General features: G+C 70.1%; 22 protein-coding genes. 11 read left to right on the forward strand and 11 right to left on the reverse strand.

The features are described 5' to 3' along the window. Nucleotides 1-438 precede the first annotated feature (438 nt). The 4 genes from ACOQFS_RS05255 to ACOQFS_RS05270 all read right to left on the reverse strand — a co-directional run bounded on the left by ACOQFS_RS05255 (nucleotide 439) and on the right by ACOQFS_RS05270 (nucleotide 4,243). Nucleotides 439-1,374 carry an alpha/beta fold hydrolase gene (locus tag ACOQFS_RS05255; RefSeq protein WP_421561862.1) on the reverse strand — a complete coding sequence of 312 codons (936 nt, stop codon included), beginning with the start codon at nucleotides 1,372-1,374 and terminating at the stop codon, nucleotides 439-441. A gap of 124 nt (nucleotides 1,375-1,498) precedes the next feature. Beyond that, nucleotides 1,499-1,624 (reverse strand): hypothetical protein, encoded by a 126-nt coding sequence (locus ACOQFS_RS05260; protein WP_421561863.1) that lies wholly within the window; start codon nucleotides 1,622-1,624, stop codon nucleotides 1,499-1,501. Between the two features lie 163 nt (nucleotides 1,625-1,787). Continuing rightward, entirely contained in the window at nucleotides 1,788-2,411 is a 624-nt protein-coding gene (locus ACOQFS_RS05265; protein WP_421561864.1) for a TetR/AcrR family transcriptional regulator, read from the reverse strand. A 95-nt stretch (nucleotides 2,412-2,506) separates the two neighbouring features. Continuing rightward, the gene (locus tag ACOQFS_RS05270) at nucleotides 2,507-4,243 is read right to left on the reverse strand and encodes a right-handed parallel beta-helix repeat-containing protein (RefSeq protein WP_421561865.1); all 1,737 of its coding nucleotides are present in this window, start codon (nucleotides 4,241-4,243) and stop codon (nucleotides 2,507-2,509) included. 713 nt (nucleotides 4,244-4,956) lie between these two features. On the opposite strand from ACOQFS_RS05270, the gene ACOQFS_RS05275 reads away from it, so the two are divergent. Next, nucleotides 4,957-7,131, forward strand: a complete 2,175-nt coding sequence (locus tag ACOQFS_RS05275) for an acetoacetate--CoA ligase (RefSeq protein ID WP_421561866.1) — start codon at nucleotides 4,957-4,959, stop codon at nucleotides 7,129-7,131. Nucleotides 7,132-7,308: 177 nt separating this feature from the next. Beyond that, a complete protein-coding gene (gene pssA, locus ACOQFS_RS05280) occupies nucleotides 7,309-7,938 on the forward strand; it encodes a CDP-diacylglycerol--serine O-phosphatidyltransferase (protein WP_421561867.1) in 630 nt (209 codons plus the stop codon). Between the two features lie 116 nt (nucleotides 7,939-8,054). Here pssA and ACOQFS_RS05285 read toward each other — a convergent pair whose 3' ends face one another. Then, nucleotides 8,055-8,978: a DMT family transporter gene (locus ACOQFS_RS05285; protein WP_421561868.1), complete on the reverse strand. Its 924-nt coding sequence runs from the start codon at nucleotides 8,976-8,978 to the stop codon at nucleotides 8,055-8,057. A 157-nt stretch (nucleotides 8,979-9,135) separates the two neighbouring features. On the opposite strand from ACOQFS_RS05285, the gene ACOQFS_RS05290 reads away from it, so the two are divergent. The 5 genes from ACOQFS_RS05290 (at nucleotide 9,136) to minE (ending at nucleotide 12,603) form a co-directional block, all read left to right on the forward strand. Next, nucleotides 9,136-10,035 carry a hypothetical protein gene (locus ACOQFS_RS05290; protein WP_421561869.1) on the forward strand — a complete coding sequence of 300 codons (900 nt, stop codon included), beginning with the start codon at nucleotides 9,136-9,138 and terminating at the stop codon, nucleotides 10,033-10,035. Nucleotides 10,036-10,211: 176 nt separating this feature from the next. Beyond that, nucleotides 10,212-10,529: a proteophosphoglycan ppg4 gene (locus ACOQFS_RS05295; protein ID WP_421561870.1), complete on the forward strand. Its 318-nt coding sequence runs from the start codon at nucleotides 10,212-10,214 to the stop codon at nucleotides 10,527-10,529. A 174-nt stretch (nucleotides 10,530-10,703) separates the two neighbouring features. After that, entirely contained in the window at nucleotides 10,704-11,510 is an 807-nt protein-coding gene (gene minC, locus ACOQFS_RS05300; protein WP_421561871.1) for a septum site-determining protein MinC, read from the forward strand. A gap of 4 nt (nucleotides 11,511-11,514) precedes the next feature. Beyond that, complete coding sequence (gene minD / locus ACOQFS_RS05305) at nucleotides 11,515-12,333, forward strand: septum site-determining protein MinD (RefSeq protein ID WP_421561872.1); 819 nt, start codon at nucleotides 11,515-11,517, stop codon at nucleotides 12,331-12,333. Nucleotides 12,334-12,336: 3 nt separating this feature from the next. Then, nucleotides 12,337-12,603 carry a cell division topological specificity factor MinE gene (minE, locus tag ACOQFS_RS05310; protein ID WP_421561873.1) on the forward strand — a complete coding sequence of 89 codons (267 nt, stop codon included), beginning with the start codon at nucleotides 12,337-12,339 and terminating at the stop codon, nucleotides 12,601-12,603. 50 nt (nucleotides 12,604-12,653) lie between these two features. On the opposite strand, the gene ACOQFS_RS05315 is transcribed toward minE, so the two are convergent. The 3 genes from ACOQFS_RS05315 to ACOQFS_RS05325 form a co-directional block, all read right to left on the reverse strand. Continuing rightward, a complete protein-coding gene (locus tag ACOQFS_RS05315) occupies nucleotides 12,654-13,229 on the reverse strand; it encodes an MOSC domain-containing protein (protein ID WP_421561874.1) in 576 nt (191 codons plus the stop codon). A gap of 27 nt (nucleotides 13,230-13,256) precedes the next feature. Next, nucleotides 13,257-13,727 (reverse strand): SH3 domain-containing protein, encoded by a 471-nt coding sequence (locus ACOQFS_RS05320; protein ID WP_421561875.1) that lies wholly within the window; start codon nucleotides 13,725-13,727, stop codon nucleotides 13,257-13,259. A gap of 217 nt (nucleotides 13,728-13,944) precedes the next feature. Further along, nucleotides 13,945-14,388, reverse strand: coding sequence for a flavin reductase family protein (locus ACOQFS_RS05325; protein ID WP_421561884.1), 444 nt, complete (start codon nucleotides 14,386-14,388; stop codon nucleotides 13,945-13,947). Nucleotides 14,389-14,573: 185 nt separating this feature from the next. Here ACOQFS_RS05325 and ACOQFS_RS05330 point away from each other — a divergent pair, with 185 nt between their 5' ends. Both ACOQFS_RS05330 and ACOQFS_RS05335 read left to right on the forward strand, forming a co-directional pair. After that, nucleotides 14,574-15,365: an alpha/beta fold hydrolase gene (locus tag ACOQFS_RS05330; RefSeq protein WP_421561876.1), complete on the forward strand. Its 792-nt coding sequence runs from the start codon at nucleotides 14,574-14,576 to the stop codon at nucleotides 15,363-15,365. After that, the gene (locus tag ACOQFS_RS05335) at nucleotides 15,362-16,450 is read left to right on the forward strand and encodes a M14 family zinc carboxypeptidase (protein ID WP_421561877.1); all 1,089 of its coding nucleotides are present in this window, start codon (nucleotides 15,362-15,364) and stop codon (nucleotides 16,448-16,450) included. Before ACOQFS_RS05330 ends, ACOQFS_RS05335 begins: the two co-directional genes overlap by 4 nt. A 30-nt stretch (nucleotides 16,451-16,480) precedes the next feature. Here ACOQFS_RS05335 and ACOQFS_RS05340 read toward each other — a convergent pair whose 3' ends face one another. Both ACOQFS_RS05340 and ACOQFS_RS05345 read right to left on the reverse strand, forming a co-directional pair. After that, nucleotides 16,481-17,050, reverse strand: a complete 570-nt coding sequence (locus ACOQFS_RS05340) for a flavodoxin family protein (RefSeq protein WP_421561878.1) — start codon at nucleotides 17,048-17,050, stop codon at nucleotides 16,481-16,483. Then, nucleotides 17,047-17,739, reverse strand: a complete 693-nt coding sequence (locus ACOQFS_RS05345; RefSeq protein WP_421561879.1) for a TetR/AcrR family transcriptional regulator — start codon at nucleotides 17,737-17,739, stop codon at nucleotides 17,047-17,049. The genes ACOQFS_RS05340 and ACOQFS_RS05345 overlap by 4 nt, the downstream gene beginning before the upstream one ends. Nucleotides 17,740-17,829: 90 nt before the next feature. Between ACOQFS_RS05345 and ACOQFS_RS05350 the strand changes: the two genes are divergently transcribed. Further along, on the forward strand, nucleotides 17,830-18,480 hold the full coding sequence (locus ACOQFS_RS05350; protein ID WP_421561880.1) for a hypothetical protein: 651 nt from the start codon (nucleotides 17,830-17,832) through the stop codon (nucleotides 18,478-18,480). Nucleotides 18,481-18,543: 63 nt separating this feature from the next. Here the strand turns inward: ACOQFS_RS05350 and ACOQFS_RS05355 are convergent, their stop codons facing one another. Beyond that, nucleotides 18,544-19,881, reverse strand: a complete 1,338-nt coding sequence (locus tag ACOQFS_RS05355; protein WP_421561881.1) for a D-amino acid dehydrogenase — start codon at nucleotides 19,879-19,881, stop codon at nucleotides 18,544-18,546. Between the two features lie 138 nt (nucleotides 19,882-20,019). Here ACOQFS_RS05355 and ACOQFS_RS05360 point away from each other — a divergent pair, with 138 nt between their 5' ends. Then, a complete protein-coding gene (locus ACOQFS_RS05360; RefSeq protein ID WP_421561882.1) occupies nucleotides 20,020-20,931 on the forward strand; it encodes a LysR family transcriptional regulator ArgP in 912 nt (303 codons plus the stop codon). Nucleotides 20,932-21,153 lie beyond the last annotated feature (222 nt).

A 21,153-nucleotide genomic window follows, 5' to 3' on the forward strand; every position in this document is an offset into this window, starting at 1 on the left:
TCGCGCAGGCCACCCGGCCAGCACCAGGCCCCGGAGGGCGCAAAAGCCAAAGGCCGGCGGCGCGGCGCCCGCAGGCGCATCAGACCACGGCAGCAGCACATCTTCAATGGGAAAAAAACGGACCCCCCGAGCGGCGCGCGCACCGCAGTGGGTGCTGCGCCGCAGCGCGCATGCCGGAACCGGCAGGACACAGGAAAAAGGCAGGGCCCGGCGCCGATGCGCGCATGCAAACCAGGGGCGCGGCAAGGCAGGGCACTTGCGCGGCGGCTGCGCCGCAAGGGGCGGGCAGGCTGCACGCAAGTGGAAAAGGGCGGCATTGTAGACAACCGGCGATCTACGGCGCGGGCAATACCGCAGTCAAGCCCGGGGAGATGCCCGCCCGCGCGGCGGGTCCGTCCACAGGCCGTCTAACGCTGCCCGCCTGCCGCGCTGCGAGCGTCAACCGCCTGCGCCGGCCACGGGCAGCGCCCCTTCGGCCGCGAAGTCGGCCACCACCTGCAGCACGTCCGGCTGCTGGAGGATCTTGCGGTGCCCCTGGCCTTCGGTGGCGAACATTCGAGCGCCCGCGATGTGGTCGCGGAAGGCTTCGCCGTCGGCAAAGCGGTTGACGCGGTCGCCCCGGTCATGCACCACCAGCGTGGGCAGCGCAATGCGCGGGCCCACGGCCGGGGGCTCGAACTGGCGCATCAGGATGCCCTCGCGCGCCTCGATGCGCCGCTGCATCGCCGCCCGCGTGCGCTCGGCCAGCCCGAACACCTGCGCGAACAGCCGCGTGTACTCATGCGGCGACGCCGGTGGCGCGATCAGCACCAGCCGCCCCGTGGTCAGCCCCCGGCTGGCGACGTGTGCGGCAGCATTGGCCGCCAGCGAGTGCGCCACCACGGCAACTGGAGCAGCGTCCTGCGCATGCAGGCGGGCCGTGGCGTATTCGATGGCGCGCGAAAACTGCGGCAGGTTGCTCACCCGGCCCCGGCTGCCGCCGTGCGCGGGCAGGTCCACCAGCACGGGGCGCAGGCCGCGCGCCGCCAACACATCGGCCAGGGGCCGCATCTGCCGCGCATGGCCGCCCCAGCCGTGCAGCAGCAACACGGCCGGCCCATGGGGCTGGGCCTGCGGGGTGTAGACGCTGATCTCGGCGTCTTCGAACGGCCAGCGCTCGGCGCGCCAGGCGCCAGCGGGCACAGCGCGTCGCCCGGGGCGGCGCAGCGGCAGCGGCGTGCCAAACAGCCGGTAGGCCGCGCGCACAGCCAGCGCGGGCCACAGCCGTTCGGCGGCGCCCAGGCCCGCGCGCAGCACGCGCATGACCGGGTGGTCGCCGTAAAAGCTCTGTGTGGCCTGCAGCGCAGAGCCAGAGGGGTGTGTGGGGGAGGTCATGAAGGCTCCTGTGAAGCGTGAACAGGGATAGAGAAGGCAGGCGGGTGCGAAGGACACCGATAGGGCGCGCAAGTGGGGCGAGAGCGTTCAAGGGTGTTCAGGGGCGCCGTGCGCAGCGGCACCCTCAATAAAAGACCCAGTCGCCGTTGCTGCCGGGCAACCGGGCGAGCAGGTCGCGCACCATCTGGGCCGCGCAACCCAGCCCCGCCAGCACGGCCAGGGCGGCGGCAGTCCAAAACATCGTCAACATGGCTTGTCCTTTCTTCGCACGACTGTGCGAAATTGAGGTAAAGAAAAACGATGGCCATCGTCGGAAGAAAACGGGAACGGAAAAAAAGAGTCAGCGGCCGCCCGCGGGGGCGACTGCCGGGTGTGCGGCGCACGGGTGTGCCGTGCGGCGGCGGCGCCGCGCTTCAGCGCGTGGGGGCGGGTGCTTCGGGGGCATAGCTTTTCACCAGCCGGGTCCAGGATGCCTCGGTGCGCGGCACCGCTTGCGGGTCGCGCAGAAAGCGCACGTCGTGCAGCAGGCCCATGATCATGGAGTAGATCTCGCCCACCAGCTGGTCGGCCGGTGTGTCGGCGCCCAGGTGACCGGCCTCGATGGCCTGGATCACCGTGCGGCGCAGGGCGGCGCGCCAGCGCGTGATCTCGCTGTGCAGCAGGTCGCGCAGCTCGCCTTCGCGGTCGTCCAGCTCGAAGGCGCCGGCGGTGTAGAGGCAGCCGGTGGTGGCCTCGACGTCGCGCGTGCGGACGATCCAGCGGCGCACGATGTCATGGAGCCGGGGCAGGCCCTTGGGCTGCTGCATGGCCGGCACGAACACGTCGGCCAGAAAGCGCCGCCCGAACTCCTCGATCACCGCTTTCTGCAAGGCCTCGCGCGAACCTGCGCGGGAGAAAACACCGCTCTTGGACAGACCCACCCGGTCGGCCACCGCCTGCAGGGTGATCGACTCGAGCCCGTCGGTGGCGGCCAGGTCCAGCGCGGCGCCGATGATGGCGGCGCGGGTGAGTTCGGCTTTCTGCGTCTTGGCGTCCATGGTTCGCAATTTAGCACATGCGTGCTAAATTGCAAGGGGGCGGGAATCCGGGCCCATCCGGCGGGCGCAGCGGGGGCGCGCTGCGCGAGGCGGGGTCAGGGCAGCTGGTGGCCGAAAGCGGAACGGCGCGGGTCGCCTGCGGGCAGGCCGGTGGTGATGCCACTGCCGGTGAGCACGGCAGAGCCCGAGAGCACGCTGCCCGACGCCACCGTGTCGCGGCCCCAGGTGCTCCGCCAGGCGGCCCAATCCATGTCATTGCCCGTGCACTCGGTGTCCTTGTGCGCCAGGCGGTGCGTGCTCTCGATCAGGTTGGCGCCGGTGGTCATCTGGGTGGCAAAGCCCGCGGGCACTCCGGCGCTGCAGCTCAGGCCCGCGTAGGGCGGCAGCGTGCGCGACGCAATGATGTTGTGGAAGACCCGCGTGCCGTCACTGGACGGGTTGAACACGCCCCACGACTGCCGTATGCGGCCGCCGGCCAGCGTGTTGTGGTGCACGTTGTGCTCGCGCATGAAGCAGGTCGACTGGAAACACTGGGTGCCCAGCACGATGGGCGCGTTCACCAGCAGGTTGTGGTGGATGTGCACGTTCTCGGAATTGGCCTGCGCCGAGATGTGGATGCCCGAATTGCCGCTTTCGGCGGCGTCGAACTCGAGGTAGTTGCGCCGGTAGGTGTTGTTCTGCGCGTTGTCCTTGTCGTGGAAGCCGCCATTCACGCCGGCGCCCAGGCGTACCTGGTTCTCCTCCACCAGGGAGTTTCCGGCGTCGAACAGCACGAACGCATACGCCGCACCGCGATAGCGGCCGAAGTCGTTGTCCTGGATCAGCAGCTTGTGGCGCGAGACCGGGCTCGTGTCGCCCCAGCCGAGGATGAAGCCCGGGTTCTCGCTCCTGTTGGGCCCTTCCACGCCATTGACGAAGCGCACATTGCGCACCACCAGCCCGGCGCGGCTCGGGTCGCTCACGATGCCGTACTGCTTGACGTTGATGACGTCCATGCCTTCGATGCGGGCCATGGGCAGCGCCGTGGTGCGCACCGTGAGGTTGCCTGCCTCCGCCATGTCCAGCGTCACGACTTCGTCGGGGTAGGCAAGCAGCTGCTTGGCGCGCGAATCGATCAGCTGCACGCCGGCCGCTGCGTAGGTGCCACGGCGCAGCACCACCGCCTGCTGCCCGGTGGTGCGGGCCAGCGCGTAGGCCAGGGTGCGGTAGGGCGCCGCCATGCTGCCGCGCGCTGCGTCGTCCACACCCTGGGGCGCCACAAACACAAAGCGCGCCGCCGCAGACTCGATCTGCACGGTGGTGGTCATCAGCTGCGGGGTCGCGCTGCTGTCGCGCACCTCGACGGTGGCCAGGTAGGTGCCTTCGCTGCGGGGCGTGAACCGCAGCGTGCCCAGGCGCGCGTCCAGCGTGGCGGCCGCGAGGCTCTGCGCCACGCCGTTGAGGGTCAGGCTCTGAAGCCGGTACTCATACGGATACAGCCCGCCCACCAGGCCCGGGCGGCTCTCGTAGGCGATGCCCGGATGGGCGATGTCGCGCCACCCAAAGGCCAGGGCGAGTGCGCCGCCCGGCGCTGTGGCGGGCATGGCCGCGCGCGGCGCTGCGGTGTGGCGGCAGCGCACGAACACGGGGGCGCCGTCGCCGGGCACCGTGGCGGGCGCGGCATCGGAGACGGCGCACACCTGGCCGGTGGGCTGCGCCACCACACGCAGGTCCAGCGGCGCGCCCGCAGGAGCCTGGGGCGCGAAGGCGTAGGGCTGGTGGTTGAACGTGGCCTGCAGCGTGGCCTGGCCGTGGGCCAGCGACACCGATTCACCCAGGCCCAGGCCCTGCACGCGCACCTGCAGCGAGACAGCGGCCGGTGCGGGTGCCGGTGCAGGCGTGGGGCTTGGAGTGGGCGTCGGCGCAGGACTAGGCGCAGGGGCAGGAGTTGGAGTGGGAGTGGGAGTGGGTGCAGGTGCAGGTGCAGGGGCAGGTGCAGGTGCAGGGGCAGGGGCAGGGGCAGGGGCAGGGCTGACCGGTGGCGGCACGGCGGCGGAAGGGGTGTCTGACGGGGCGCTGTCGGACCCGCCGCAGGCCGCGAGCGTGGCGGCCACGGCCCATGCGGCCCATACAGCCCCGGTGCGCGCCCACGCGGGCTGACCCCGTGGGCCCGGTTTATCGCGCGTTGCAGCCGATGCTCCTTCTGCCGCGCGGACTTCTAGGAGGGTGGGGTTGTTGGGGGCGGCAGAGAGCGCAGACGGGCCGGGGCAGCTTGCAGGGTGCATGGTTGCAATGGGTGTGCGTTGCGGAGTTGCGCCGTGCCGCATCCGCAGCGAGCGCGACGAAAAACGCCGTCGTTCAGATGCCCGCCGCAGCGCAGGCCTTTGGCGAGATGGCGTTTGCGCGGCGCATTGTGGCGGCGCTCACCCCAACGCCCGCTGACAGCGCGGCCCCGCAGTTGTGCGGATTTGTTACCGCTGCGTGATCAGCGCGTGCCCCGCCCGTTGTCAAGCCCGCGACCGGCGCGGCTGGCCCCGCTGGCCTGCCGCTGGTACGCTGCGTCGCCATGGAGACAACAACACCCCCCACCCCGCCCTACATCCCCCAGATCCGCCGTTACCAGCACTGGCTGCGCGACCAGCGCGGCCTGCAGTTCGAGAGCTACGACGCGCTCTGGCGCTGGTCCACCACCGAGCTGGATGCGTTCTGGCAAAGCGTGTGGGACTACTTCGACATCCAGTCGCCCACGCCGCACACGGCCGTGCTGGCGAAGAACACCATGCCCGGGGCAGAGTGGTTTCCTGGCGCCCAGGTCAACTACGCGCGCCAGGTGCTGCGCCATGTGGACGCGGCCCACGCCGCCGGGCTGCCCGCCATCGTCAGCCGCAACGAAAAGGGTAACCACCGCGAACTGGGCTGGCCCGAGCTGCGCCGCCAGGTGGCGTCGCTCGCACTGCACCTGAAGGCCCAGGGCGTGCAGCCCGGCGACCGCGTGGCCGCCTACCTGCCCAATGTGCCCGAGGCCATGGTCGCCTTCCTGGCCACGGTGAGCATCGGCGGCGTGTGGAGCATCTGCGCACCCGACATGGGCACGCACGCGGTGCTCGACCGCTTCCGCCAGATCGAGCCCACGGTGCTGATCGGCGTGGACGGTGTGACCTACGGCGGCCGCGACCACGACCGCCGGCCCGTGCTGACCGAACTGCGCGCGGCCCTGCCCAGCGTGCGCCATGCCATCGTGCTGGGCAATCTAGATGCTACTGTTTCAATAGCAGATTGGGCAAGCTGGACAAGCGCTACCGCCCAAAATGATGCTGAAGTGGCGGCGTTCGAGCCGATGTGGCTGCCGTTTGACCACCCGCTGTGGATCGTCTACTCCAGCGGCACCACGGGCCTGCCCAAGCCCATCGTGCACGGCCATGGCGGCACGGTGCTGGTGGCGCTGCAGCTCAAGGTGCTGCACAACGACATCGGCTGCAGCTACGAGCCCAACAGCTTTGGCGAGCGCTACCACTGGTACAGCTCTACCGGCTGGGTGATGTGGAACGCGCAGCTCAGCGGCCTGCTGTCGGGCACCACCTGCGTGATCTACGACGGCAACCCCGGCGGCAGCAAGGACCACCCCGACTGGGGCGTGCTGTGGCGCTTTGCGGCCGAGACGGGCGTGACCTTTTTCGGCGCGGGCGCGGCGTTTTTTGCCAACTGCATGAAGGCCGGCATCACGCTGAGCGACTATGGCGACCTCTCGCGCATCCGTGCGCTGGGCACCACGGGCTCGCCGCTGTCGCCCGAGGTGCAGGAATGGGGCACGGAGCAGTTCGAGCACATTCGCAGCGCCTCCATCGTCCATGCCGCCGCAGCGCCGGGCCGCCCCAAGCAAGGCGCGGCCCCCTCGGGGGGCAGCGACCCACACGCAGTGGGGGAGCGTGGGGGTGAACCAATCTGGTGGAACAACATCTCGGGTGGCACGGATTTCTGCGGCGCCTTCATCGGCGGACACCGCGAGCTGCCCCAGGTGCCCGGCGAGATGCAGTGCCGCATGCTGGGCGCGGCCGTGGAGTCGTGGGACGCCGAGGGACGCCCGGTGCAGGACGCGGTGGGCGAACTGGTCTGCGCGCAGCCGATTCCGTCGATGCCGCTGTACCTGTGGGGCGACAAGGACGGCAGCCGCTACCTGTCGAGCTACTTCGACATGTACCCGCCCGGCCACGGCCGCCAGCCCGGCGGTGGCGATGGCCCCGCCGCGATGGGCGCGGTGTGGCGCCACGGCGACTGGCTCAAGATCGGCGCCAACGGCGGCTGCGTGATCTACGGCCGCTCCGACGCCACCATCAACCGCCACGGGCTGCGCATGGGTACGAGCGAGATCTACAGCGCGGTCGAATCGCTGCCCGAAGTGCTCGACAGCCTGGTGGTGGACCTGGAATACCTGGGCCGCGAGAGCTACATGCCGCTGTTCGTGGTGCTGCGCCCCGGCCACACGCTGGACGACGCGCTGCGCGCGCGCATCCACACCGCCGTGCGCACGGCCCTGAGCCCGCGCTTCGTGCCCGACGACATCTTTGCCGTGGCCGAAGTGCCGCGCACCCTCTCCGGCAAGAAGCAGGAGCTGCCCATCAAGAAGCTGCTGCTCGGCCAGCCCATCGACAAGGTGGTCAACAAGGACGCCATGGCCAACCCGGGGTGCCTGGACTGGTATGTGGACTTTGCGCGCCAGCGCAGCCAGGCCGCTGCCGCCTAGCGCGTCCCGCCCCGAGCGGGGGGCAAAGAAGGGGCTCTGGCTGACATACGCGGCGGCCGGGGCCCGTCACCCTATGGGATTACGCGCCCGCCCGACCGACCGAATGAATGCCCGCCGGCGGGCCGCCCGACATAATGCGCACCCCGCACCGCCCAGCCTGCCGCAGGAGAGCCCGCCATGACCACCCCCACCTCCCACCCCAAACGCTTCTCGATGATCCGCGAGTTCCATCTCGCCGACTGGTTCACGCTGGGCAATGCCGTGTGCGGCGTGGGCGCGCTGTTCTCGTCCATGACCTACCTCGAAACCGGCGACGTGGTGCATGTGTACTTCGCGGCCGCGCTGGTGCTGGCCGCGCTGATCTTTGACGTGCTGGACGGCCGCATCGCGCGCTGGCGCCAGAAAAGCTCGGCCATGGGCCGCGAGCTGGATTCGCTGGCCGACGTGATCTCCTTCGGCGTGGCGCCCGCCATCATTGCCTACGCCTGTGGCATGCAGGGCCTGTACGACCGGGTCGTGCTGGCCTACTTCGTGGCCTGCGGAGTCTCGCGCCTGGCGCGCTACAACGTCACGGCCGAAACGCTGTCCGAAGGCACGGGCAAGGTGAAGTATTTCGAGGGCACGCCCATCCCCACGTCCATCGTGCTGGTGGGCCTGCTGGCCCTGGCCGCGTGGACGGGCGCCGTGCGCGAACACCTGTGGTTCGGCCAGCTGCTGATCGGCGGTTTCACCCTGCACCCCCTGGTGCTGCTGTTTGCACTGTCGGGCTCGCTGATGATCAGCCGCATCAAGATTCCCAAGCTCTGACATGCCGCCCCCCGCCAACGCAGGCGGGCCCGGCTGCATGAAGAAGAGTTTTTAAAAATGATAGCTACAAATCGTTGATGGTAAAGCGCTGAGGGCTATTTTTAGGCATATTTTGGCTATCGACCGCGGCGGTTGACGAGCACGATGCCGGTGGCCACCAACAACAGCGCCACCACCAGCCCGGCCGTCACCAGCTCGCCCAGCCACCAGGCGCCGAACAGCAGCGCAAACACCGGCGTGAGGAACACGAACACCGACAGCCGCGTGGCCGGGTAGTGCGCCAGCATCCACATCCACACCAGATAGCTGGCAAACGCGCCCACCAGCGACTGCAGCAGCAACGACGTCCAGGCGAACGCGCTGAACTGCCAGTTCCAGGTTTCGCCCAGCGCCAGCGACAGCAGGGGCAGGGCTGCGGCGCTCACGCCCACCTGGTAGAACAGCTGCCGTGCGGGCGCCACGCGCGCGAGCGGCGTGCTGCGGATCACCACCGTGGTCAGCGCCCACAGCACGCCGGCGGCCACCCCCAGCACATCGCCCACCCAGGCGCGCGGCATGGCCGCATTGGCCGGCCCCAGCAGGCTGTCGCCCAGCGCCAGGCCCACGCCCACAAAGGCGGCACACAGGCCCAGCCACTGCCAGCCGTGCAGCCGCTCGGCCGGCACAAAGCGCGGCAAGAGCAGCGCCACCCAGAAGGGCGCCGAGTACAGAAACACCGTGAGCCGCGATGCGGTGGTGAACTGCAGCCCCACATAAATGCACGCGAACTCGCCCGCAAACAGCGCGCCCGCCAGCAGACCCGCACGCAGCGCGCCGGGTGGGTCCTGCGCCCCGTCCCACAGGCGCACCCCGCGCCACGCGCACCACGCGGCCACGGCCACGGTGGCGATGGCAAAACGCACGAACGCCTGAAACACCGGCGCCACCTCGCCCACGGTGGCCTTCACCAGCACCTGCTGAAACCCCCAGAACATGCAGCAGGCCAGCAGCAGCGCAACGGCCAGGGAATCGAGGTGTGTCTTGCGGTCAGAAGAAAGCATCGGCCGATTATGGGTGGCGGCCGGGTGCGCCCCGCCCCGATCCCTTGATGGGCGGCGCGCCCGGCCCCTGCCGCGCAGTCGGCCTGTGGCCTGGTCCGACAGGCTGCGTAGGCGCACGCGCACGCCAGCGCGGCCGACGGCTCGCTAAGGTCGGCCCATGACCCGTCCTGCGACACCCCACACCCCACCGCACCACGGCACCGGCACCGATGGCCCAGGCCGTGGGAATGCGCGCCCGGCCGACGCCGCGTTCCTGGGCAGCCTCGCCACCTTCGCGGGCGGCGTCGTCGCGATGATGCTGGCGCTGTGGCCGCCCGCACCGCAGGCCCACGCGCAGACGCAGCCGCCCGCGCTCTCCGCAGCGCCCCTGGCCGCGCCGCGCGACCCTGCCGCGCGCCCTGCCGCTCTTGCCATTGCCAACCCGCCCGCAGGTGCGGCGCGCGCATGGCCGCGCTTCGGCCCCGGGCCGGCCTCGGCCGACGCCCGCCTGGTGGCGCGCTGGGCGTTTCAGTCCGGCGACCACGGCGGGCGGGCCGTGGTGCTGGTCGACAAGCCGCAGGCCCGGGTGTTCGTGTTCCACCCCGATGGCACGCTGCGGGGGGCCTCGCCCGCGCTGGTCGGCTCTGCCGTGGGCGACCACACGGTGCCCGGTGTGGGTGACAAGCCGATCGCGCAAGTGCTGCCGTCCGAGCGCACCACGCCCGCCGGGCGGTTTGTTGCCGAGATGGGCGTGAACGCCCAGGGTGAAGACGTGGTGTGGGTGGACTACGATGCCGCCGTCTCCATGCACCGCGTGCGGCCCACCGTGAAGGCCGAACGCCGGCTCGAGCGGCTGGCCTCACACACCGTCGCCGACAACCGCATCACCTATGGGTGCATCAACCTGCCCGTGGCGTTCTATGAAAAGGTGCTGAGCCCCACCGTGCGCACGAGCGGGGCGGTGGTGTACGTACTGCCCGAAACCCGGACGGCCGCAGCGCTTTTTGGGGCCCACGAGGTGCCTGAACGCGTCGAGCTGGCGGCGCACGCGGCGGCCGCGCAAAGTGCGGCGCGGTGAAGGAGTTGGCGACCGGCTGCCCGATTCCCTGCCCGCTCGGCAGGCGTCGTCCGACACACCCTGCGGCCTGAGGACGACGCCGCCCAAACCGCCAGCCGCTAACTTAAACACAGCTGGCGCAAACGCCGCCGGTCACCATCCTTCTCACGTTTTTTCAAACCTCAAGGAGCAACGACATGACAGCATCCACGTCCCTCAAGACCGTTCTGGCCAGCATCGCCGCCGTCGCCGTGGTCGGCACCGCCATCGCCCAGGGCACACCGCCCACCACCAGCAGCGCAGACCCCGCCACCGGCGCCGGCCAGCGCAGCACGCAAAACACCCCCATGGGCAGCACCGGCACCCCTGTCGGCAGCGGCGCCGGCACGGCCACCATGAACAACAGCGGCACGACGAACATGGGCACGTCCAGCATGCAGGGCTCGAACATGGGCGCTACCGACAGCACCACCGTGGCACAGAACACCCGACCAGCGCGCGCCGACCGCAACTGATGGCGCCCCCCCGCGCTTGCCGCACAGAAACGCCGGGCTTGCCCGGCTTTTTTGCGCCCTCGGCGGCCATCCAGCGGGTGCGGGGCCGCGCAGGCCGCCGGGCCTGCAGCGCACGGTACACTTTGCGGCTTCTGAAACACCCTAGACCGCTTCGCCGTCCCGGCGCACCCTTCCATGGTCTCCCCCACGTCGGCCCCGTCCCGCACCAGCTTTGACCTCAAGAGCGCCTCATTGCCCGTGGTGGCCGTGATGCTCAAAACCACCGACGCGGCCGTGTTCGCGGCCGACCTGGCCGAGCGCGTGGCCGAGGCCCCCGGATTTTTCGACAACGACCCGGTGCTGATCGACCTGGCCGCCGTGCGCGAGGCGCCGGAGCCTGTCGACTTTGCCGCCTTGGTGGCGGCGCTGCGCAGCCACAGCACGCTGCCGGTGGCCGTGCGCGGCGGCAGCCCGGCGCAGATGGACGCGGCCCGCGCTGCGGGTCTGGCCGCCGCGCCCGACGCGCCTGCTGCGCGCGCCGAGGCACCCGCACCCACCCCGGCCGCCGCAGCCCGCGAAGTGGTGCGCGAGGTCGAGGTGGTGCGCGAAGTGCATGTCGAAGTGCCCGTGGCCGGCCCCGGCACGGTGGTCATCGACAAGCCGCTGCGCTCGGGCCAGCAGGTCTATGCCCGTGGCGCCGACCTGGTGGTGCTGGCGGTGGTCAGCTTTGGCGCCGAGGTGATCGCCGACGGCAACATCCACGTGTATGCACCGCTGCGCGGCCGTGCCATTGCCGGTGCGCGCGGCAACACCGAGGCCCGCATCTTCTCCACCTGCCTGGAGCCGCAGCTCGTCTCCATCGCGGGCATCTACCGCACCACCGAGACGGCGCTGGCCGACGAGGTGGCCGGCAAGCCCGCCCAGGTGCGGCTCGAAGGCGAGAAGCTCCTCATCGAGCCCCTGCGCAACCCCGTACGTATCAACCCCCGAGAAACACAGTAGACCCATGGCCAAAATCGTTGTTGTGACCTCCGGCAAGGGTGGTGTGGGCAAGACCACCACCAGCGCCAGCTTTGCCACCGGCCTCGCCCTGCGCGGCCACAAGACCGCCGTGATCGACTTCGACGTCGGCCTGCGCAACCTGGACCTCATCATGGGCTGCGAACGCCGCGTGGTGTACGACCTCATCAACGTGATCCAGGGCGAGGCCAACCTGAACCAGGCCCTCATCAAGGACAAGCAGTGCGACAACCTGTTCGTGCTGGCTGCCAGCCAGACGCGCGACAAGGACGCGCTCACGCAGGACGGCGTCGAAAAGGTGCTCAAGGACCTGGCCGCGATGGACTTCGAGTACATCGTCTGCGACTCGCCCGCCGGCATCGAGAGCGGTGCGCTCATGGCCATGCACTACGCCGACGAGGCCCTGCTGGTGACCAACCCCGAGGTGTCCAGCGTGCGCGATTCCGACCGCATCCTGGGCATGCTGGGCAGCAAGACCCAACGCGCCATCGAAGGCGGCGAGCCCATCAAGGAGCACCTGCTCATCACGCGCTACAACCCGAGCCGCGTGGAAGACGGCCAGATGCTGAGCCTGGAGGACATCCAGGACATCCTGCGCATCAAGCTCATCGGCGTGATCCCCGAGTCCGAAGTGGTGCTGCAGTCGTCCAACCAGGGCACGCCGGCCATCCACGCCCAGGGCACCGATGTGTCCGAAGCCTACAAGGACGTGATCGACCGCTTCCTGGGCGCCACCGACAAACCCCTGCGCTTCATCGAGGCCGAGAAACCCGGCTTCTTCAAGCGCCTGTTCGGGAGCAAGTAAGCCATGGCATCCTTTCTCTCCTTCCTGCTGGGCGAAAAGACAAAGACCGCCAGCGTTGCCAAAGAGCGCCTGCAGATCATCCTGGCGCACGAGCGCAACGGCCGCAATGCGTCCGAGCCCGACTACCTGCCCGCCCTGCAGCGCGAGCTGGTGGCCGTGATCTCCAAATACGTGAAGATCAACCCCGAAGACCTCAAGGTGCACCTGGAGCGCCAGGACAACCTGGAGGTGCTCGAAGTCAAGATCGAGCTGCCCGACGCCGTGCGCTGAGAGCGCTGACTGCTCTGAGCGCCCCGCAAGGCCGCCGCAGCCGGGCGGCTTCAGCGTGCGTGCTTGGCAAACTTGGCCGCGAAGGCGGCCGCGATGCTGAGGCTGCGGCGCCCGGCAATCCACTGCCCCTGCTGGCCCGGCGCCAGCGTGCCGGGCTGGTCCACCGCCAGGTAATAGCCGCAGTTGCCCGCCAGCGCCATGGCCCGGCCGGCCTGCGCAAACCCCATGACGGCATTGAACTTGAAGCACGGCTCGCGGGGCGCCGTGACGCGCAGCACGCAGTCCGGGAAGTGCAGCTCGTCACCCACGAAGACTTCACGCTCCAGCGGGCCATCGACCGTGAGGTTCTCGCCCATAAATCCTGCCGGAAGGGGCTCGTCCAGCAGGCTTACCCCGTGCTGGCGGCGCTGCGCCTGCCAGAACGGGTAGTGCGAGGCGGGGTACGCGTACACCGCCTTCTGCAGGCCGCCGTGCACGCTCAGGTCGGCCTGTTCGTCGCCCTGCAGGCCCAGCGGGCCCACGGCCACGGGGCCCAGCACCGGGCGCTTGCCGATGCCTGTGAGGATGGAGCGCTCGCCCATGCGGATGCGCTCGAGCGTGCCGAGGTTGATGCTTTCGATCCGCATGCGCAAAGAGGCCGGCGGTGCGCCGGTCTACCAGCCCCAGAGCAGCGGCCGCGAGATCCAGCCCCGCACGCCGCCCGGCTGCTGCACCTTCACCCAGCCTGATCGGCGCTCGAGCGTGCGCAGCACCTCGCCGCGCTCCGCCTTGCCCAGCACGCGGCTGCGCGTGGTCGGCGCGCTGCGGATGTTGGCCACGCGCGTCTTCACGATGTGGTGGGGGGTCTTGCTGACCAGGGGCCGGTAGACCCAGCCGGTATCGTTTTCGAAGTCGCGCACCTTGAGCCACTTGCCGCTGCGCCCGGTCACTTCGAGCGGGAAGCCCTGGCTGAGCGACCACAGCGTCTGGTGCCGCGTGCCCGCACCTGCGCGCATGTTGATCTCGGGCCGCGCCACGCTGACCATCTCCCGGGCGGCCGTGCTGGCGGCACCCGCGGCCAGGGCCAGTGCAACAAGAAGTCCGCGCAGGGGTCGGGGCGAAGAAAACGAAACGGTCAAGGGCATGGGGCTCCAGTTCCTGAACGGGCCTGCCAGCGCGGCGTGCGCCCATCGCACGCCGCTGGCGCGGCCACGCCAGACATTTTTTCAGGCGCACGCCGGATGTCAAAAAAAGTGAGGTTTGTCGCACCGCGCAGCATGGTTTTGCGCGGCGCGTCTGCGAGGCGGAAGATGCACCGGCCTCGCGCCGTGCGTGTCGATGCCTCGTTGCCGCTCCGTGGGGCTACAGCGGGTGCTCCGTGTAGAACCGGCCGCCGTGGTAGAGCAGCGGCGGCACGCCTGCGCGGTGGCCGCAGCGCTCCACTTCGCCGACAAAGATCACGTGGTCGCCCTCTTCATAGCGGCTGCGGTTGAAGCACTCGAACGTGGCGGCACAGCCGGCCAGCACGGGGGCGTCGCTGATGCCGGGGCTGTGTTCCACGCCGCTCCAGCGGTCCACGCCGCGCGTCGCGAAGCGCTCGGCCAGCGCCTTCTGGTCGGCTGCCAGCACGTTGATGGCGTAGTGCGAGCCATTGGCGAACACCGGCATGGAGGCGGCCACGCGGGACAGGCTCCACAGCACGAGCGGCGGGTCCAGCGACACCGAATTGAAGGAGCTGGCGGTGAGCCCGATCAGCTGGCCCTGCGCATCGCGCGCCGTGACGATGGTCACGCCCGTGGCAAACATGCCCAGCGCGTCGCGGAACTCGCGGGAGGAGAAACTGGGGGGGCGGGCGAGTGCAGGGCGGGTCACGGGGAGGCTCACGAGATCACAAGAGGCGGCCACGGCCGGAGGGCTGCAGCGATGCAACTATTATGGGGCGCTGCCCGCCACGGTGCTGTGGCGGGGGCTTACCCTGTTCTGGTTCACGCATGGCAGTTCTTCCCCACTTCACCACCCTGGGCGCGGGCCCCACCGTGCTCATGCTGCACGACGCCGACGGCGGGCACCTCACGTTTGCGCCGCAGGTCGAGACCTTGGCCAGCCTGGGCTACCGCGCGGTTGCCTGGGACATGCCCGGCTACGGGCACAGCGCGCCCATCGAGCCGTACACCTTCAAGGGCCTTGCGCAGAGCTGCCTGGCCCTTGTCGACGCGCTGCAGGCCGAGCATCTGACCCTGGTGGGCCACGGCATGGGCGCCATGGTGGCGCTGGAGGCGGCGGTGCGTGCGCCCTCGGCTGTGCAGCGCCTGGTGCTGTGCGCGGGCGGACCCGCGCTGGATGCGCAGGCCTTGGACGACTGGGCCACCCCCCGGCTCGAAGCGCTGCAGGCCTTGCAGACAGCGGGCGGCAGCATGGAGCAGCTGGCGCAGACGCTGGTGCCACGCTACATCGGCACCGGTGCATTGCCCGAGGGCGTGCGCCTGGCCGTCCATGCGCTGTCGCAGGTGTATGCCGGCAGCTACCGCCGCGCGCTGGAGGCCCTGGCCACCTTTGACCGGGGCGCCGCCGAGCTGGTGCGGCTGCATGTTCCGGTGCTGCTGGTGAGCGGAGAAGGCGACCGCTGCACGCCCCCCGACGCCCTGCAGGCGCTGGCCCAGGTGCTGCCCGACGCGCGGCACGTGAGCCTGCCCAACGTGGGCCACTGGCCGCAGCTGGAAGACCCGGACGGTTTTGACGGCGCGCTGCTGGACTTTCTGGCCAGCCAGCGGGTTCTGCATTGAGCGCCGGCCCTCTGCACCGCGTGCGCGCCGCGCCCGCACTGGCCGCCGCCCTGCTGGCGGTGCTGGCTGCCGTGGGCGTGCGCATGGCCCCGGGCGACGCCGTGGAACGTGGCCAGACAGCGCGGCCCGCCCCGGCCGGGGCCGCGCAAGGCGCAGCAGCGCGCAGTGCCCCTGCCAAGGCCTCCGCCAGTACGCCGGCGCAGGCACCGGTGGCTGCCGCTGCCTCTGCCGCTTCATCCGTGACGGCTGCCGTGCCGCCGGAGCCCCCGCCCCCGTCGGCGTGCGATGTGCTGCTGCACCGCCTGCCCACGGTGTCTCGGGCCCAGTGCGAGAGCGCCGCGCTGGCGCCCAGCGGAGCCCAGTCGGTCAAAGGTGTTCCGCTGTACTGGCGCGATGTGCCGGCCGCCGCCGCAGCCGGGCACGGCGCCGCGCGGGCTCAAGGCCCGCAGGGCACCGAACGGCCGCTGCGGGTGCTGGTGGCCGGCGCCATCCACGGCGACGAGATCACGTCAGCGTCACTCGCGGTGCGCTGGATCGCGCTGGCCGAGCAGGCGCGCCGCCCGGTGCACTGGCGTTTCATCCCGGTGCTCAACCCCGATGGGCTGCTGGCGCGGCCCGCCACCCGCACGAACGCCCGGGGGGTGGACCTGAACCGCAACTTCCCCACGCCGGGCTGGGCGCAGGACGCGCCCCATTACTGGGAAAAGCGCACCCGCCGCGACCCACGTCGCTGGCCCGGCACTGCGCCCCTGTCCGAGCCGGAATCCGGCTTCCTGCATGCGCAGATGGCCGCGTTCCAGCCCCAGCTGATCGTGAGCATCCACGCGCCGTATGGCGTGCTGGACTTTGACGGCCCGCAGTCACCCCCCGAACGCCTGGGGCGGCTGTGGCTGGACCAGGTGGGCATCTTCCCCGGCTCGCTCGGGCACTACGCTGGGGTGCACCGGGGCATACCGGTGGTGACCATCGAGCTGCCGCACGCGCTGGACATGCCGCGCGCCGCCGAGATCCAGTCGATGTGGGAAGACCTGCTGCGCTGGATGGGCGAGCACTGGCCGCAGGTGGACGCGGCCGCCCGCCCCTGATGCGGGTGCTGGTAGTTGGCGCTTCGCGTGTCAGTGCGCGGCGAAGTGGCGCGCCGCAGCGGCCACGGCCTGCGTGTCGGCCTGCACGGCCCCCGGTGCACCGCCCTTGCCCCACAGCACGCCGCCCCAGCGCATGCCCAGAAAGTCGCCGCACAGGATGACCGAGTCGACCATGGGCTGGGCCTTGGTGCGGTCGCCGCTGGTGGTGACCAGCGACAGCGTCTTTTCGGCCATCCGGGCCTTGAAGTCGAGGCCGGGCACGCGCATCCAGGCGCTCCAGTGGTCCAGATAGGTCTTGAGCGGCGAGGGAATGCTGAACCAGTAGACCGGCGCCACGAACACGATGTGGGTGGCCGCCAGCGTTGCCTCCAGCAGGGTCTTCATGTCGCCCTCGGGCGGCGCATAGCTGCCCGTGGTGTGGCGCTGGTCCACAAAGGGCGGCAGCGCCATGCGCGCCAGGTGCAGCCAGGTCTGGCCGACCTCGGCAGGCAGGTGGGATGCGGCCTCGCGCGCCAGCCATTCGGTGTTGCCGACATGGCCCGGCTCGCGGGTGGAGGTGGTGAGGAAAAGGGTGTGCGGTGCAGGGGTGGAAGGCGTCATGCCGCCATCGTAGCGCCGGGGGCGTCGGCCTGCGCGGGCGCCGCAGACGCCGCAGCCGGCAGCAGAAAGGCCAGGCACAGCTGCACCAGCGCGTCTTCGAACTTGGCGCTGTCCAGCAGCGGCGACTGCTCCAGCGACGCGGCGCGCACCGCGCCCATGAAGGCGCGCGTGAGCACGAACAGCTGCGCGGCCGTGGGCGGGCGCAGCCCGTGTTCATCGGCCATGCGCTGCAGGTGCAGCGCGATGCGCTCGCTGGTGCCGCGCACCGAGACCAGCATCGCTGCGCGGTAGTCGAGCGTCCACGACAGGCGCGCCAGGGGCCGCAGCGGCTGCGGCCCGCCGCCAAAGGCCTGCAGGTAGTGGCGCACATACTGCCGCACCTGCTGCTGCGGGCTCCAGCCCTCGGCGCGCGCCTGGGCCAGCAGCGCGTCCAGCGCCAGCATCGTGCGGTCGCAGTGCTGATCGAGCATGGCCAGCAGGATGGCCTCCTTGCTCGGAAAGTACTGGTAGAGCGAGCCCACGGAGACGCCGGCCAGTTCTGCGATGCGGTTGGTGGTGAGTGCGCCCTCGCCCTGCGTGGCGACGATGCGCGCCACGGCCTCGAAGATGGCGTCCACCGTGAGCTGCGAGCGTTCCTGGCGGGGTGTGCGACGGGGTATGCGGCGGGGGGGCGTGGGGGCTTTGGACATGCAAACCTGAGCGCAATGCGAGTAGGCAGACGGCGGGGGGCGGCCTATTCTGCCGCTGTCCATCGACCCCGCCAACCGGAGAAGCCTGGCATGCACGAAAGCCCCCACAGCCCCCACACCCCTCTCAACGCAGTGCCCCGCACAGCCCCTGCCGGCACGCCGCTTGCGCGCCACCGCCCCGCGCTGCGCAGCCTGCACCGTGCCAGCGCCATGCTGCTGGCCGTGTTCATTGCCGCCCATGTGCTGGGGCACCTGGCCGGCGTTGCGGGCGCCGCAGCCCACCAGGTGGTGCTGGAGGCGCTGCGCGGCATCTACCGCCAGCCGGTGGTCGAAGCCGTGCTGCTGGGCTGTGTGGTGTTTCAGGGCGGCAGCGGCCTCACGCTGCTGTGGCGGGGGAGGCGCCAGCGCCAGGGGGGCGTGGCGTGGCTGCAGGCGGTGTCGGGCGCGTACCTGGCGCTGTTCCTGCTGATCCATGTGGCTGCCGTGCTGGCCGCCCGCCAGCAGGGGGTGGACACCAACCTGCAGTTTGCGGCCGCGGGCCTGCACACGCCGCCGCAGCAGTGGTTCTTTGCGCCGTACTACTTCTTGGCGGTGTTCGCCCTGTGCGCCCATGTGGGGTGCGCGTTGTACTGGAACCTCCGGGACGGCCAGCGGGCGCCTGCCCTGGCCATGGCCCTGGCCGTGGGGGTGTTGCTGGCGGGCACGCTGGTGGCCATGCTGGCAGGCTTTTTCTCTGCCTGATACCGTCGGCAGGGGCTGTACCGGCCCGGCATGGGAACCGGTCGCGTGCGCCGGCGGTTTGCTTCAGGCGGCCCGCGCGTGCAGGCCGCGTGGGTGCTGGTCCACGCCGCAGAAGCCAAAGTTCATGGCAGGCACCTGGCCGCTGATGAGTTCGGCCAGCGCCTTGCCCGAGCCCGCGCCGTGGGTCCAGCCCAGTGTGCCGTGGCCGGCGTTCACCCACAGCTTGCCCACGCGGGTCTGGCCGATGAACGGGATGTTGGTGGGCGTGGCGGGGCGCAGGCCGGCCCAGTATTGCGGGTTGCCGCCTTCATCGGGCGTGCGGGTGTCGCACACGCCGGGCAGGATGGCCTCGATGCGGCGCGACAGCATGTGGCAGCGCGCGCGGGCCAGGGGGCTGTCGAGCGTCAGGTCCCAGCCATTGAGCTCAATGGTGCCGGCCACGCGCAGGTGGTTGCCCAGGCGGCTCATGGCGATCTTCTTGCCGTCGTCGATGGTGGACACCATCGGCGCCCCTTCCGGCTTGAGCAGCGGAAAGGTGGCGCTGTAGCCCTTTCCGGGGTAGATGGGCAAATCCACGCCCACGGTGCGCAGCAGCGGTGCGCTGTACGAGCCGCAGGCCACCACCACGGCGTCGCCCTTCAATATGAAGTCTTTTTTGCCCCCAGCGCTTGACTGGCGAGGGATGACAGCTACTGAATCAATAGCATCGCCGATCTTGTTGAGGCGCAACACGTCGTGGCCGTAGTAGAACTGCGCGCCCCGCGCCGCGCAGCGGCGGGCCAGCTCCTGGGTGAACACGCGGGCGTCGCCGCTTTCGTCGGTGCTGGTGTAGGTGCCACCGGTGATGTGGTCGCCATAGGCCTTGAACGCCGGCTCAATCTGCAGCAGCTCCTCGCGGCTGACCAGGCGGCGCTGCACGCCATGCTTGCGCATCAGCTCCACCGCATGGCCTGCGGCGTCAAACGACTTCTGGTCGGTGTAGAAGTGGGCAATGCCGCGCTCCAGCCGGTGGTACTCGATGCCTGTGCTGCCCACCAGCTCCTTGAGCGCCGCATGGCTGTAGGCGCCCAGGGCCACGATCTGCGCCACGTTGCGCTCGAAGGCGGCGTCGTTGCATTGCGCGAGGAACTGCAGGCCCCAGCGCCATTGCTGCCAGTCCAGCTGCGGGCGAAACAGCAGCGGCGCTTCCTTGTCGAACATCCACTTGAGCGCCTTCAGCGGCGCGTCGCGGTTGGCCCACGGCTCGCAATAGCTGACCGAGATCTGCGCCGCGTTGGCGAAGCTGGTTTCCATCGCGGCATCGGGCTGCCGGTCGACCACGATGACCTCGTGGCCGCGCTCCAGCAGGTGCCACGCGGTGCTGATGCCGATGATGCCGGCGCCGAGAACAATGGTTTTCATGGGACAGACAGGGTGCGTTGTGAACCAGGACGTGCGGCCCGCCAACCGGCTGCCGCGCATGAGCGCAGTGTGCCCCGCATTGCTTTCTACTAAAAGCAAAATTAAACTTGATCCAAAAACATCAGACCATCTAATAGTATGAGCACCTACGATCCAGCCGCCCTGGAATGTCTTGCCGCCATCGTGGAAGAGGGCGGCTTCGAGCGGGCCGCCCAGCGGCTGAACGTGACGCAGTCGGCCGTGTCGCAGCGACTGCGGGCGCTGGAGGCCCAAGTGGGCTCGGTGCTTATCGTGCGCAGCCGGCCGCTGCGGCCGACTTCGGCCGGGCAGCTGCTGCTCAAGCACACCAAGCAGATGCGCCTGCTGCGCGCCGACCTGGAGCGCGACCTGCAGGAGCTGGCCCCGAGCGCGCCCGGCGGCACCCGCGAGGACGAACGCATCTCCATCGCCATCAATGCCGACAGCATCGCCACCTGGGCCATGGGCGCGCTGCACGACCTGGTGCGCCAGCGCGTGCCGCTGGAGATCATCGTGGACGACCAGGACTTCACGCAGGAATGGCTGCGGTCAGGCCAGGTGCTGGGCTGCGTCACCACCCTCAAGCAGGCGCTGCGGGGCTGCAAGATGGTGCCGCTGGGCGCCATGCACTATGTGGCCGTGGCCTCGGCCAACTTCGCCCGGCAGCATTTGCCGCAGGGGCTCACTCCCCACTCGTTTCGGGACGTGTCCTTTCTTTCGTTCAACCGCAAGGACGACATGGCCGCCGAGTTCGTGGCGCGGGCCTTCGGCCTCAAGCGCGTGGCGCTGAGCCACCTGTTCGTGCCCGGCAGCGAGGCCCAGATGCGCGCGGTGGCCGCCGGATGGGCGGTGGGCGTGATGCCCGAGCTGATGACGCGCGCGGGCATTGCAGACGGCAGCCTGGTGAATCTGGCGCCGGGGCACTCACTGCCGGTGCAGTTGTACTGGCACTGCTGGAACCTGGAGTCGGAACTGCTGGACGCACTGTCTGCCGCCCTGACCGGCGCCGCAGCCGAAGCCCTGGTGCACTGAGCCCGGGAATCGCCATAACAAGACCCTGCCTCAGTGGGCTGGGTCGCGCGGGCGTTGCACACCTAGTCCACTGAATCCGAGAAATCGGCTGTGCGCCGGGGCTGCAGCGGGATGCCCGGACAGGCGCCTGGCGCAGTCAAGGCTGGCTGCCTTGACAAGGCAGGCAACGCAGCCGGGTGCCCGCCGCTGCCCCGGCCCAAAGGGTGAGGGTCTGGCAACGCC

It is taken from the genome of Paracidovorax sp. MALMAid1276, assembly GCF_049198005.1.
Classification (GTDB): domain Bacteria; phylum Pseudomonadota; class Gammaproteobacteria; order Burkholderiales; family Burkholderiaceae_C; genus Acidovorax.

What these genes read in the sequence shown, in the direction of transcription:
- ACOQFS_RS05290 (WP_421561869.1), top strand. Translation starts at nt 9,136, where the DNA reads ATGACCCGTCCTGCGACACCCCACACCCCACCGCACCACGGCACCGGC.
- ACOQFS_RS05265 (WP_421561864.1), bottom strand. Translation starts at nt 2,411, where the DNA reads ATGGACGCCAAGACGCAGAAAGCCGAACTCACCCGCGCCGCCATCATC.
- ACOQFS_RS05340 (WP_421561878.1), bottom strand. Translation starts at nt 17,050, where the DNA reads ATGACGCCTTCCACCCCTGCACCGCACACCCTTTTCCTCACCACCTCC.
- ACOQFS_RS05360 (WP_421561882.1), top strand. Translation starts at nt 20,020, where the DNA reads ATGAGCACCTACGATCCAGCCGCCCTGGAATGTCTTGCCGCCATCGTG.
- pssA (WP_421561867.1), top strand. Translation starts at nt 7,309, where the DNA reads ATGACCACCCCCACCTCCCACCCCAAACGCTTCTCGATGATCCGCGAG.
- ACOQFS_RS05350 (WP_421561880.1), top strand. Translation starts at nt 17,830, where the DNA reads ATGCACGAAAGCCCCCACAGCCCCCACACCCCTCTCAACGCAGTGCCC.
- ACOQFS_RS05295 (WP_421561870.1), top strand. Translation starts at nt 10,212, where the DNA reads ATGACAGCATCCACGTCCCTCAAGACCGTTCTGGCCAGCATCGCCGCC.
- ACOQFS_RS05285 (WP_421561868.1), bottom strand. Translation starts at nt 8,978, where the DNA reads ATGCTTTCTTCTGACCGCAAGACACACCTCGATTCCCTGGCCGTTGCG.
- ACOQFS_RS05260 (WP_421561863.1), bottom strand. Translation starts at nt 1,624, where the DNA reads ATGTTGACGATGTTTTGGACTGCCGCCGCCCTGGCCGTGCTGGCGGGG.
- ACOQFS_RS05355 (WP_421561881.1), bottom strand. Translation starts at nt 19,881, where the DNA reads ATGAAAACCATTGTTCTCGGCGCCGGCATCATCGGCATCAGCACCGCG.
- ACOQFS_RS05330 (WP_421561876.1), top strand. Translation starts at nt 14,574, where the DNA reads ATGGCAGTTCTTCCCCACTTCACCACCCTGGGCGCGGGCCCCACCGTG.
- ACOQFS_RS05275 (WP_421561866.1), top strand. Translation starts at nt 4,957, where the DNA reads ATGGAGACAACAACACCCCCCACCCCGCCCTACATCCCCCAGATCCGC.
- ACOQFS_RS05345 (WP_421561879.1), bottom strand. Translation starts at nt 17,739, where the DNA reads ATGTCCAAAGCCCCCACGCCCCCCCGCCGCATACCCCGTCGCACACCC.
- minD (WP_421561872.1), top strand. Translation starts at nt 11,515, where the DNA reads ATGGCCAAAATCGTTGTTGTGACCTCCGGCAAGGGTGGTGTGGGCAAG.
- minC (WP_421561871.1), top strand. Translation starts at nt 10,704, where the DNA reads ATGGTCTCCCCCACGTCGGCCCCGTCCCGCACCAGCTTTGACCTCAAG.
- ACOQFS_RS05320 (WP_421561875.1), bottom strand. Translation starts at nt 13,727, where the DNA reads ATGCCCTTGACCGTTTCGTTTTCTTCGCCCCGACCCCTGCGCGGACTT.
- ACOQFS_RS05255 (WP_421561862.1), bottom strand. Translation starts at nt 1,374, where the DNA reads ATGACCTCCCCCACACACCCCTCTGGCTCTGCGCTGCAGGCCACACAG.
- minE (WP_421561873.1), top strand. Translation starts at nt 12,337, where the DNA reads ATGGCATCCTTTCTCTCCTTCCTGCTGGGCGAAAAGACAAAGACCGCC.
- ACOQFS_RS05325 (WP_421561884.1), bottom strand. Translation starts at nt 14,388, where the DNA reads ATGTTTGCCACGGGCGTGACCATCGTCACGGCGCGCGATGCGCAGGGC.
- ACOQFS_RS05315 (WP_421561874.1), bottom strand. Translation starts at nt 13,229, where the DNA reads ATGCGGATCGAAAGCATCAACCTCGGCACGCTCGAGCGCATCCGCATG.